The 11875-nt window shown below is 48.7% G+C and carries 13 protein-coding genes; 2 read left to right on the top strand and 11 right to left on the bottom strand.

All coding sequences use genetic code 11. From position 1 onward, the window contains the following. Positions 1-25 precede the first annotated feature (25 nt). The 6 genes from MESINF_RS09915 to hpt are packed head-to-tail and all read right to left on the bottom strand — an operon-like array spanning position 26 to position 5160. Entirely contained in the window at positions 26-505 is a 480-nt protein-coding gene (locus MESINF_RS09915) for a Mut7-C RNAse domain-containing protein (RefSeq protein WP_169699670.1), read from the bottom strand. Next, positions 489-1064 (bottom strand): RsmD family RNA methyltransferase, encoded by a 576-nt coding sequence (locus MESINF_RS09910; protein WP_169699669.1) that lies wholly within the window; start codon positions 1062-1064, stop codon positions 489-491. Before MESINF_RS09910 ends, MESINF_RS09915 begins: the two co-directional genes overlap by 17 nt. Beyond that, a complete protein-coding gene (gene recG / locus MESINF_RS09905) occupies positions 1065-3422 on the bottom strand; it encodes an ATP-dependent DNA helicase RecG (RefSeq protein ID WP_169699668.1) in 2358 nt (785 codons plus the stop codon). After that, positions 3422-4309, bottom strand: coding sequence for a DegV family protein (locus MESINF_RS09900; protein ID WP_169699667.1), 888 nt, complete (start codon positions 4307-4309; stop codon positions 3422-3424). Before MESINF_RS09900 ends, recG begins: the two co-directional genes overlap by 1 nt. 6 nt (positions 4310-4315) lie before the next feature. Continuing rightward, a complete protein-coding gene (locus tag MESINF_RS09895) occupies positions 4316-4627 on the bottom strand; it encodes a hypothetical protein (RefSeq protein WP_169699666.1) in 312 nt (103 codons plus the stop codon). Further along, positions 4624-5160: a hypoxanthine phosphoribosyltransferase gene (gene hpt, locus MESINF_RS09890; protein WP_169701007.1), complete on the bottom strand. Its 537-nt coding sequence runs from the start codon at positions 5158-5160 to the stop codon at positions 4624-4626. Before hpt ends, MESINF_RS09895 begins: the two co-directional genes overlap by 4 nt. Before the next feature lie 161 nt (positions 5161-5321). Between hpt and trmB the strand changes: the two genes are divergently transcribed. Beyond that, on the top strand, positions 5322-6254 hold the full coding sequence (gene trmB, locus MESINF_RS09885; protein WP_169699665.1) for a tRNA (guanosine(46)-N7)-methyltransferase TrmB: 933 nt from the start codon (positions 5322-5324) through the stop codon (positions 6252-6254). Between the two features lie 52 nt (positions 6255-6306). Here the strand turns inward: trmB and fabF are convergent, their stop codons facing one another. The 4 genes from fabF to MESINF_RS09865 are packed head-to-tail and all read right to left on the bottom strand — an operon-like array spanning position 6307 to position 9616. Then, positions 6307-7533, bottom strand: a complete 1227-nt coding sequence (fabF, locus tag MESINF_RS09880; RefSeq protein ID WP_169699664.1) for a beta-ketoacyl-ACP synthase II — start codon at positions 7531-7533, stop codon at positions 6307-6309. A gap of 2 nt (positions 7534-7535) precedes the next feature. Then, a complete protein-coding gene (gene acpP, locus MESINF_RS09875) occupies positions 7536-7766 on the bottom strand; it encodes an acyl carrier protein (protein WP_408631276.1) in 231 nt (76 codons plus the stop codon). Positions 7767-7802: 36 nt separating this feature from the next. Next, positions 7803-8735 carry an ACP S-malonyltransferase gene (fabD, locus tag MESINF_RS09870; protein WP_169699662.1) on the bottom strand — a complete coding sequence of 311 codons (933 nt, stop codon included), beginning with the start codon at positions 8733-8735 and terminating at the stop codon, positions 7803-7805. After that, positions 8729-9616: a nitronate monooxygenase gene (locus MESINF_RS09865; protein ID WP_408631275.1), complete on the bottom strand. Its 888-nt coding sequence runs from the start codon at positions 9614-9616 to the stop codon at positions 8729-8731. The genes fabD and MESINF_RS09865 overlap by 7 nt, the downstream gene beginning before the upstream one ends. A gap of 210 nt (positions 9617-9826) precedes the next feature. On the opposite strand from MESINF_RS09865, the gene fabZ reads away from it, so the two are divergent. Next, positions 9827-10231, top strand: coding sequence for a 3-hydroxyacyl-ACP dehydratase FabZ (gene fabZ, locus MESINF_RS09860; protein ID WP_169701003.1), 405 nt, complete (start codon positions 9827-9829; stop codon positions 10229-10231). 106 nt (positions 10232-10337) lie between these two features. Here the strand turns inward: fabZ and MESINF_RS09855 are convergent, their stop codons facing one another. Further along, a complete protein-coding gene (locus MESINF_RS09855) occupies positions 10338-11738 on the bottom strand; it encodes a Do family serine endopeptidase (RefSeq protein WP_169699661.1) in 1401 nt (466 codons plus the stop codon). Between the last annotated feature and the right edge of the window lie 137 nt (positions 11739-11875).

The following is an 11875-nucleotide window of genomic DNA, read 5'->3' as shown; positions in this document are numbered from 1 at the left end:
TTGTATTATCTTCTCATACGAAGTTTCAAAATGGACTCTGTTCAGTTTTACCACCACTCGTCTCAGCAATTATCCGATAGAGCGACCTCATATGTTCTACGTGGCTGCCCTTCCAGTAAACCCTGCCGCAGTTTTGGCACTTTCGCAGATTTTCGTTGTTCAGCAGTACGTACTCGGGAACCGAGCAAAGATCTTCAGGGGAAGCCTCTTCTAGTTCACCGTTGCAGACCGAGCAACGACTGAAAGGCTTTAGATCTTCCACCCGAATCGAGTACCTCTGAAAGACGGACTTCAGCTGACTCCTCCAGTTGTTCGATTTTAGAAGGTAACAGCGTAAACGACTTTTAATGGCCCTTTCAAGGAAACGCCTGCTGGTAGTCAAAAAGATGTCTCTCTCCACTATCAAAGAGTCGAAAGTTTGCCAGCTGCAAACTGCCGTGTCCAGTCCCAGTATTCTAAGCTTTCTTCCGAGTTTTGAAAGCGATTCGTCAACGAGGAACTTCATTTGACATCACCAGGAACGTGAATACCACGTTCGCGTAATTCCTCCTGTCAATCAGTTTTAAAAAGCGCGCCTCTTCTCTTTCTTCAAAGAGCGATTCTCCCTCTGAAGTTTCGACTATTATCAGCGAGCCGAGGTTTAGAATTGAAATGTTCTCCGAAAGAGATTTCAAGAAGGAAGGCATATAGTTGCGATCGAATGGCGGATCGGCGAAAACGAAGTCGAACCGCTCTTCCCTTTCCGCAAGGAGGGGCAGCATTCTACGAAAATCCCCGCAGAGAATCTCGAGCTTCATCGAAGGATCGAGACGACCCATGTTTCTCCGGATAGTCTTGCATGCTGTATGCGAAACATCGATCGCCGTCGCCTGTTTTGCTCGCCGACTAAGGGCCTCGAAAACCATCACGCCGCTCCCGGAAAAGGCGTCCAGAAAGTTTTTCCCTTCCACATCAATTATATCGAAAATCGCTTTTCTAGCGATCTGCGGGGTGTACCGGGTCACTTCTCTCGCCGTTACCTCTATCCTTCTACGGGACCATTCGCCGCCAGTCAACGTCAACAACTATCCCACCTCTATCAGGTTAATACTGTCGGAAAACCTCTTTTCTATCTCAAGGCGCAATGCACCCGAACTCTGCAAATCCGGATCGCTCCTGAGCAGTTTAGCCGCATCTTCACGAGCGGCCGTGAGTAGATCGGAGTCTCTAACTATGTCACCAAGTGAGAATTGCGGCAAACCGTGCTGCCTCAACCCCATAAATTCGCCCGGACCCCTCAATTTAAGATCAAGTTCCGCAACCGTGAAACCGTCTGACGTACTGGAGAAATCGCGCAACCTGTCGAGCGCTTCTTTAGATACACCACTGTTCAAGACCATGATACAGTAAGATTTCAACGAACTCCTTCCGACCCTTCCTCTGAGCTGGTGGAGCTGCGCCAGCCCAAATCTCTCCGGGTGTTCGATCACCATAACTGTTGCGGAGGGTACATCTATGCCGACTTCGACCACTGTCGTCGAAACGAGTATCATGCTCTCCTTCGAGCGAAAACGCCCCATAACTTCCTGTTTCTCAAGGTCGCTCATTCTTCCATGCAGAAGCTCTACGCCCACACCCGGAAAGATTTCGCTTCTCAACCTCTCCGCTTCGTCGGTAGCGTTTTTAAGATCTATCTGTTCCGACTCCTCCACCAACGGATAGATGAAGAAGATCTGGTGTCCCATTTTCAGTTCTTCCATTATGAAAGAATACAGCTCGCGCGTCCTGCTTCTGGAGATTAGTAGTGTCCTCACTGGGTTTCGCCCCTTGGGCATGGTTATGATGGTCGATACATCGAGATCGCCATACGCCGTCATGGCTAAGGTCCTAGGAATAGGCGTTGCGGTCATGATGAGGCTGTCGACGAGGTGCCCCTTCGTGGTCAGTGCCTCCCTCTGTCTCACCCCGAATCTGTGCTGTTCATCTACAACGATCAAGCCCAGATTTTCGAAATCGACGCCTTCCTGTATCAGTGAGTGCGTGCCGATAACGATGTCTATCTCCCCCATAACTAGACCGAGCCTGATTCGATCCTGCTCGCTCTTCTTGAGCGAGCCGGTGAGTAGTTCGACTTTTATTCCGAGCGGTTCGAGATCGCTGGACAGCTTTTCGAAATGCTGCATCGCCAGAACAGAAGTCGGCACCATCAAAGCACTTTGGTAACCGGCTTCGAAATTGTCCACCATTGCCAGTTCGGCCACCATGGTCTTGCCGGAACCGACATCACCCTGGAGCAGCCTATTCATAGGGTTGGAAGATCTCATATCTTCCCTTATCTCTTCAAAGACTTTGATCTGATCGCCTGTAAGTTCGAAAGGCAATCTCGCAATCAGTCTTTTCGAGAGTTCACCGGTGATGGTTTTCGCGATACCTCCCCTGCTCTTTCTCAGCCGGGAACGGTTGTAAAGAATGGCCAGCTCGAATAGGAAGAACTCTTCATAGACGAGGTACTTTCTGGCCCTCGTCATCTCGAAAAGACTGAGGGGAAAGTGGATCGAAATCATCGCATGTCTTCTAGACATCAAATCTCTCTCATGCCTGACGAAATCTGGCAACAACTCATCGAGCGACTTAACTACCCCAAGGTTTCTTTTCATTATCTTGCGCATCATTTTCATGGATATGCCCGAGGTCAGAGAATAAACCGGAAGGATCTCCCGGGGTACTTCTCCCTCAATTTTCTCTATTTCTGGCGAGTTCATTTCCAGCGGACCGAAAGGTGTTTTCTTCGCGGTTCCGTGTATTAGATATACACGGTCCTTAACCAGTCTCTGCAGAATATAGTCCTGATTGAACCACTTGAGAAGAATCTGACCGAAGCCATCGCTCACAACGGCTGAAATGATGGTGTAACCCGAGACTTTTTTCGCCGAATAATTCAGAAGTTTCCCCTTTATGCTGACCTTCTCTTCAACGACTATGGAGGATATGGGGACTATCGTTCTCCTGTCTTCGTAGTCGCGCGGAAAGTAGTTTACGAGATCTCCCGCAGTCTCTATTCCCATTCGCTTTAGTATCTTCGACCTTGATTCACCGACTGAGGTGGCGTACTTGATCGAAGTCGCTGCCGCAACGGGTTTTCCCAGCAGGCTCATAACTTCCTCTTCGCTTCTGACCAAGAAGATTTCGCGGAGTTTGTCGATCATCTTATGGCCGTTCTCTATCCTTGTCATCCTTCTGTCACGAGGCAGAGAGTCAAGGGGTGAGAAATATGACAGGAACTTCTCCAGGTACTCTTTCAAAGAAGGAAAGAAATCGAACTCTTCCGGGTCTATCAGAGAAGAGAGTCTAACCAGTTCCGAGTGTAGCGAAGCCTCTTTGCCTTCTCTTTCGAAAAGTGAAATTACCTCTTCAGCGCACTTCAGAAAATTTTCCAGGAGCATTATGAACTGTTCTTCTCCCCGTAACAGGCCAGTCCGAAAACGGCGGGTCCACTGTGACAGGCTATGGTGGGCCAGATACGACCATTAATAAGCTCTAGATCCTCCAGCCTTATTCCCAGCGTCTCCTTCAAAGCCTCAATTGCCCGATCACGGGTCTCCTCCATCATGGGACGGTATTCCTCGCTACCGTATATGGAGTAGAGAACGACGTCTTTCCTTCTTTCCTGGAGAAACTCGACAACATTCGAAACCATTTGTTCTTGGAGTTTTTTCATCCCTCTCAATTTGGCTATAGGAGTTATAAAACCCTCTTCGTCCACTGAGAGAATCGGCTTTATGTTCAGGAGTGTCCCGGCAAGACCCTGAGCCTTCCCTATTCTACCGTTCTTAATCAGGTACTTCAGGGTTGGAACGCTGAATTCCATAAAAGAGTTGCTAATCGCCCGGGGCACTTCCTCCAACACTCTGGAAATCTCCATTCCACTTTTGGCAAGTTCTATCAACCTCTTAGAAACCAAAAAAGCACCTATAGAGACCTTTTTGGTGTCCACCACAAACACATCCAGGCCCTCTACCATTTTTGACGCCATGAGGCATGTTTCGTAAAGTCCCGACATCTTTGAGGAAAAATGTATATCGAGAAGTTGTGTAAAGCCTTTAGATTTGATGTCGTTGTAGTATTCAAGCACCTGACCCAACGGAGGTTGCGCGGTATGAAAGTCTCTGGAAGAATCTACTATTTTATAGAACTCATTTTCCTGGAACTCGAAACTGTCGCCGTATTCTTTTTCATCAATTATCACTTTCATACCCATAAAAAACAATCCGTGCTTTTTTACGAATCCCTTGACCGGAGCACATCCGGAATCTATGGATATAGCCAGCAAAGTGAGTCACCTACCCTCGGCATATATTATCTTTTTGAAATCCCCGCTCTCTATCCGAACCAACCATCTGGCATTAACGAACTCCGTTCTCAGAGAGTAACCGTTCATCTCAAGATACAACTCGCATTTCTCCTCAACACTGAAGTCCAGCAATTTCTTTGCAGATTCGAGTACACCTCTCCTGATAGAAGCCTCTACCATTAGCCTGCTAGTATCACGAAACGAACGAACACTCTTCAGAACGAACGCGACTGATATCGCACAGGCACACAAAAGCAAAATCGAAATAACCAGTACCGTAATACTTCCTCTGTTCATAAGTCCGACTTCAGATAACCCACATACGGCAAATTCCGGTACACTTCATCGAAGTCCAGCCCATAGCCAACGACGAACAGATCTCCTATTCTGTCGCCGGTAAAATCGATTTTGACACCGTGCTCATGAATAGTCTTTTCGAAAAGCGATACCAGCTTCACGCCGGCGGGTTTCTGCTTCCATATGTAGTTTATTATGTATCGAAGTGTCCCACCGGTATCGACGATATCTTCAACCAGCAGGACGTATTTATCGGTAACCGACTCGTCCACCCAGGTCTTCACCCTTATCCGACCAGTAGTTGAACTTCCCGAATAACTGGAAACGTGAACAAAATTGTATCTCACCTTTAGATTGATTCTCTTGAGCAAATCACTGTAAAAGTGTACCGATCCTTTCAAAATACAGACGGCCGTGATTTCATCGGTGATAGGCGTATAATAAGCATTTATTTCGCTCGCGAGCCGTTCTACAATTCTCTCGAGATCTTTTTCCGAATATAGTACTTCGATTTTCGAAGGATCAAAGTGCATCATATTCACCTCCAGAGAGTTAGGATAATTATATCATTAACGAACGCGACGCATAGTCCCGTACGCGGTTTAGAGTGTTAAATACTGGAAATGGAAACGTATTTCGGATACAATCTTCTAGATGGAAAAACGTACATCACGGAGCGCTAATGGAGAGAAAAGTGGATCATTTTTTAGGAAATTTCATCGATGCGACCGAATATGAGCTGCCTTTGAAGATCGTAGAACTCTTCCATCGTGCCGGTCCGAACTTCCTCGAAATAGGCTTCGGAGGTGGCGAGTTTCTTCTTCAGATGGCTCAGAACAAACCAGAATGGAATTTTGTTGGGCTTGAACTCTCGATGGTTAGCTGCCAGAAACTCCTTAAATCCGTCCTGAGAAAGGGTTTGAAAAACCTTCGTGTTCTCCTGATAGATGCGCAGTTCGCGCTGGACAGAGTCCTTCCGTCGGACTCTTTCGATGGAGTTTATATGAATTTCCCCTGCCCCTGGCCCAAAAAGAGACACTCGGGTAGACGCTTGAACAGTAGAGAGTTCATGGAGAAGGTCTCGAGGGTGTTGAAACCAGGCGGTTTTTTTCAACTTTACACCGATTCGGAAGACTTCGCGCTTGGGATGGTCTCGAGTCTGGAATCGACCGGATTATACAATATAGGAGCTATGGAAAAGAATCCCTCAGAGGGGGTGAACACAAGGTATGAAGCCAAGTGGCTATCGGCAGGAAGGCAGATTTTCAGGCTTTACAGCACTCTCGAGAGCAGTACTGCCAGGCGCGATGTTTTGAAGGAGGAAGAGATGCCTCACAAGTGGTTGAGCGGGGAAATCGATATGGACAGGCTGGAAGAGATTTACAATGTTCCGATAATCGAGGGCGAATCTCTGGTGAAGTTTTTGAGGGTATTCAAATCAATGGGAGAAGAAAGTTACCTGGTGGAAACGATAACCGTTGACAACGATTACAGCCAGAGGTTTTACATCAATCTGGTACGTAAGGAAGCGGGCTGGCTGGTTCAGCTCGATAGTCAAGCCAAACCCTTCAGAACGCCTGCCGTGAAACTGGCTGTGAATAGACTTGCATCGATTGTCCAACAATAAAAAACGGGGCGCTTCTGCGCCCCTTCCAGAGTGTGGCAAATTTCTCCTCAGCTTATGAAATTCTCTTGAACAGAAGCGTCGCATTGTGTCCGCCAAAACCCAGTGAGTTGCTCATGGCGAATTGTATTTCTCTGGCGAAGGCTTTGTTTGGAGTATAATTCAGATCGCACTGCGGATCGGGAGTCTCGTAATTTATCGTCGGAGGTACCAGAGAGTTGTTCATCGCCATTATCGTGGCTACCGCTTCTATCGCTCCGGCCGCACCCAGCGCGTGTCCGTGCATGGATTTCGTAGAACTGATGTTCAGATCCTGCCTGCATCCGAATAGCCTCTTGATAGCTTTTGTTTCGGTTATGTCGTTCAGGGGAGTGGAAGTGCCGTGAGCGTTCAGATAATCGACTTCGCCTGGATCAATCCTCGCCGACTCGAGAGCCATTACCATTGCCCTGAAAGCACCTTCTCCCGATTCTTCTGGCGAGGTTATATGATACGCATCGTCCGTCGAACCGTAGCCAACGATTTCTGCGTATATTTTTGCGTGCCTTTTCAGGGCGTGTTCATACTCCTCGAGAATTAGAGTCGCCGAACCTTCTGCCATAACGAAACCGTCGCGATTCAGGTCGAAAGGACAGCTGGCCCTTTCGGGACCCCTTGTTGAAAGGGCTGTCATGTTGGCAAATCCGGCAAGCGCCAGGGGTGTTATCGTCGCTTCACTGCCCCCACTAATCGCCACATCTAGAAGACCTCCCGCTATCAGCCGGGCCGCCTCACCCAGGGCGTTCGTACTCGAGGCACAGGCAGTCGATATCGTGAAATTCGTACCCTTGAAACCGAACCTGATGGCCAGCACACCCGGTGCCATGTTGGCAATGGTCATGGGGATTAGAAAGGGACTGACCCTTCCAGGCCCCTTTGATAGGAGCTGTCCGTGCTGCTCCTCTAAAACATCCATCCCTCCAAGACCGACTCCGTAGATCACGCCGGCGCGCTCCCTGTCGAATACGCTTTCATCTAGACGACTATCTTCGAAGGCCTCCTGTGCGCTGGCAATCGCCAGCTGTACGAACCTTGCGTTCCTTCGGACCTCCTTTCTGTCCATGTACCTCAATGGATCGAAGTTCTTCACCTGTCCGGCGATCTTAACCTGAAACTGGGAGGTATCGAAGCCCTCTATCCAGTCGATCCCCGATTTACCGTTCTTCAGAGAGTTCCAGAATTCAGAAAGATTGTTGCCTATTGGACTGACGACTCCCAGGCCGGTGATTACTACTCTTTTCATTTTCACTTCTCTTCAAGCGTGTTTATAAACGATACTACATCGTCGATGGTCTTGAACTTTCCCGTTTCACTATCGTTTATCTGTATAGAGAACTCATCCTCCAGCTCCATTACGAGATCGACAAGGTCCAGCGAATCTGCTCCAAGATCTTCGACAAATCTCGAATCTCCACACACGCTTTTTGCATCCACTCCCAAGTGCTGTGCTACGATAGTAATTACCTTTTCTCTGATATTTGCAGTCTTCTCCACAGTAATTCACCTCTTTTATTATGCGTTTATCTCTATCTCACGCAGTTGAGCCAGATTTTCCACATCCGTAGAACTCACCTGTGCGTTTCTGTCTATCTTCTTCACAAATGAATTGAGCACTCTTCCAGGGCCAACTTCCACGAATCTGTCGACACCGATGGAAAGCATCTTCCTGATCGTTTGTTCCCACTTCACCGGGCTGAAGGCCTGAACTATGAGAAGCTCCTTTATCTTTTCCGGATCGTCGGGAAAGAACTCGGCCGTCACGTTGGATATGACGGGTATCTTCGGAGCCCTTACCTGGATGCCTTTTAAAAACTCTTTCAGTACTTCTCCGACGGGCTGAAGGAATTTGCTATGGAATGGTGCACTTACCGAAAGCTCGACCGTCCTTCTCGCACCACGCTCCTGGGCAAGTAGGACCACTTTTCTCACCAATGCCGTCAGACCGGAGACGACCAATTGTCCGGGGCAGTTGTAATTTGCCACTATCACGTCTCCCTCCGGGGAAACCTCCCCACAGATTCTCTCTACGAGTTCTTCGGGTAAACCGACTATCGCGGCCATAGTGCCTTCTCCAGGAGAGATTGCCTCCTGCATTGCCAATCCCCTCAACCTCACCAGTCTCAACGCGTCAGAGTAACTTAGCGATCCGGCAACCACCAGCGCACTGAACTCTCCGAGCGAGAGTCCGGCCACTATATTGGGCCTCGAGCCGTAATCGCTCAGAAGATCGGAAATCGCTATGCTGTGAGCCAGAATCGCCGGCTGAGCGTTCTGAGTCAATTTCAGCACTTCTTCTGGACCGTTTTGCATAATATCTACCATATCGAATCCGAGGAGCCGTCCCGAAAGCTCCAGGTTATCTCTTATCGAAGCGCAGCTCTCGTAAAGTCCTTTGCACATTCCCACATATTGACTACCCTGACCGGGAAATAACCAAGCTACCATAAACCCTTACCTCCCAAAGAATCGATTGTTTTTCTGGCCTCTTCCACCAGTTCTCCAATTACCTCTTCTACGGTGTTGATCTCCTTTATGATCCCACAGACCTGACCGGCCATTACAGAACCGTTGTTGACGTCCCCTTCTCTGGAGGCCTTTTTGAGTGCGCCAACAGCGATTTTCTCTATCTCTTCGAAACCCGCCCCTTCTCTCTCTAGTTCTTCTATCCTCCTGGTGAGACCGTTTCTTAGCGATCTGACAGGATGACCCGTCGATGAACCGGTGACCACAGGGTCGAGTTCGGAAGAGTTGAGTATCCGCTCTTTGTATTTCCCGTGGGCTGTACACTCGAAAGTGCAGATGAAACGCGTTCCTATCTGAACTCCGCTGGCCCCCAGTGCAAAGGCTGCCGCCAATCCCCTACCGTCTCCGATACCTCCGGCCGCCACGACCGGGATGGTGACGGTATCGACAACGACCGGTACTAGAGTCATGGTGGTCACCTTTCCGATGTGTCCTCCGGCCTCCATACCTTCTGCGATCACGGCGTCGGCACCAAGCTTCTCCATCCGTCTCGCCAAACCGGCCGACGCAACTACCGGCAGGACCTTAATTCCGTGGCATTTGAATCTCTCCATGAAGGGGCCTGGGTTGCCAGCACCGGTCGTGACCACGGGTACTTTTTCCTCGCACACCACTTCTACCAGTTTCCCGGCTTGCGGGGAGAGAAGCATTATATTGACTCCGAAGGGTTTGTCGGTCAATCTTCTGGTTCGTATTATCTCCTCTCTGAGTTCTTCTGAATCGAGATTTCCGGCCGCTATCACGCCAAGCCCGCCGGCATTCGAAACTGCGCTCGCCAATGAGTGATCTGCGATCCAGGCCATTCCTCCCTGAATTATTGGAAATTCTATATCTAGAAGTTCAATGAGTTTTTTTCCGGCCGCTATCAAATTCACCGCTCCTTTGGCATCTTTGTGCTTCTAATTCGAAGCAAAGATATACCATAGAAAAATAGGGAGTTAACGTACGATTTCCGGTCGGTTTTTCCAACTGGTCGTCTGGAAAGCGTACAGAAAGGAGACGAAACAATGGAAATGGACAGAGAGTTCGTAATGAGTAGGATCCCACACAGAGACCCCTTTCTCATGGTGGATGGGGTTATCGAAATGGGAACCTCTCACATTAAAGCATTCAAAGATATCAATGAAAAACTAGAAGTTTTCAAGGGTCACTTCCCCAACTACCCCATATATCCGGGCGTGCTTATAATCGAAGGACTCGCTCAGACGGCCGGGGTGCTTCTTCTGGAACCAGGTTCTACACCGCTATTTGCAGGTATCGAGAAAGCCCGCTTCAGGGGTCAGGTTAGACCGCCTTGCGTGCTTGAATATGAAGTGAAAGTTATACAGACGAAGATGGGTGTCGTTAAAGTTGAGGCGATGGCGAGCGTAGAGGAACTGCCAGTAGCCGAGGCTGTCCTCTTACTTGCCCGCGCGTAGTTTTGAAAGAAAAATCCCCTATGCTATAATAATTCATATGATTCAGCACAGGGGTTAACGGGGGTAAGCCGCCACTCGAAAGAGTGGCGGTGTTTCCTTTCGATCCTTAGTACTGGAATGAGGCTACGAATCTCACTCCGTCGCGATAGATAAAGAAGGCTATGTAATCGCCCTTCTTCAAGCTATCGACAACCTTCTTGAAATCATCGACACCTTGTATGGCCTGTTGATTTCCGTTCACACTTATCCTGGTTATCACATCGTCGATACTTAGTCCCAGTCTATAGACGATACCCTGCGTATTCACACCGCTGACTATGACGCCTCTGAGATCTTCGGGAAGAGAAAGCCTCTCTCTATCGGATGGAGTTATATCGTTCACTGTAATACCAAGAACGCTGCTCTCGGCTGGCTTCTGTTCCTTTGGGGCTGTCGCCTGCACCTGTTCCTGCATAGTTCCCAGTATCACTTTAAGCTCTATGGTTTCACCGAATCTGTTCACCACGACCGACACTTCCGAACCGGCTGGATAATTGAGGATGGCAGCTCTCAGTTCCGATGAATTGTTGATTTCGAGATTTTGGAATTTCACTATGACATCCTGCGGTTTTATTCCGGCTTTGTCAGCAGCCGAACCCTTCACGACGTCCATTACCAGAGCTCCCTTGTCGATTTTTAGACCCAGGGATCGTGCTGTCGATTCAGTGACATTATCGAGATAGACTCCCAGATAAGCCCTCTGGATTGAGCCTGTCGCGATGATCGAATCTACGAACCTTAAGGCCACATTCACGGGTATCGCAAAGCCGAGAGTTGTGCCGACATCAGGATCGACTATCGCTGTGTTGATGCCGATAACCTGGCCATATATGTTTAAAAGGGGTCCACCGCTGTTGCCAGGATTTATCGCCGCGTCAGTCTGTATCAGATTGGAATATACGCTATTTCCATCGGGTTTGGGTATCTGTCTGCCGACCGCGCTTATTACTCCTACCGTAACGGTGTGCTTCAATCCGAGGGGATTTCCTATGGCTATCGCCCATTCTCCAACTCGCAGGGTGTCGGAATCTCCCAGTTCAGCTATGGGAAGATCTCTTCCATCAGGGTCTATCTTTATGACCGCTATATCGAGATCGGCATCGCCACCGATGTACTTGGCCGGGTAAACGCTCCCGTCAAGAAGCGAGACCGTTATCTTCTCGGCTCCTGCAACCACATGTTCGTTGGTAAAGATGTACCCCTCTTTGTTGAAGATGAAGCCCGAACCGAGTGCCACAACTTTTCGCGACTGTTCGGGAATCTCGCCGAAGAAACGTCTGAAAAATTCGTCGAATCCAAATAAATCGTCTGGAGTATACCTTGCCGTGGCTTCTACATCAACTTTAACTACCGCTGGTCCGGCCGTTTCCACTACTTTCACTATGGGGCTTTCGTAGCCTTCGTTGACCAGGGCCAGAGAAGCCACCGATACTAGAACCAGTAAGACAACTACAAATACTTTTCTCATACTCTGACCTCCTTATTATTTCCGGCTACCCCGGGTGTTAATATGACTTTCCTTTCTTTTAGTTGGTTCAAAAAAACTGTGGTAGTGTTATACTCATATAGTTGATTTTTGCACGAGATTTTCCGAGGTGAGTAGTT

The sequence above is a fragment of the Mesotoga infera genome, from assembly GCF_900157305.1.
GTDB classification, from domain to species: domain Bacteria; phylum Thermotogota; class Thermotogae; order Petrotogales; family Kosmotogaceae; genus Mesotoga; species Mesotoga infera.
The sequence above is the reverse complement of the archived record's forward strand: the minus strand, read 5'-3'. Positions and strand labels throughout refer to the sequence as shown.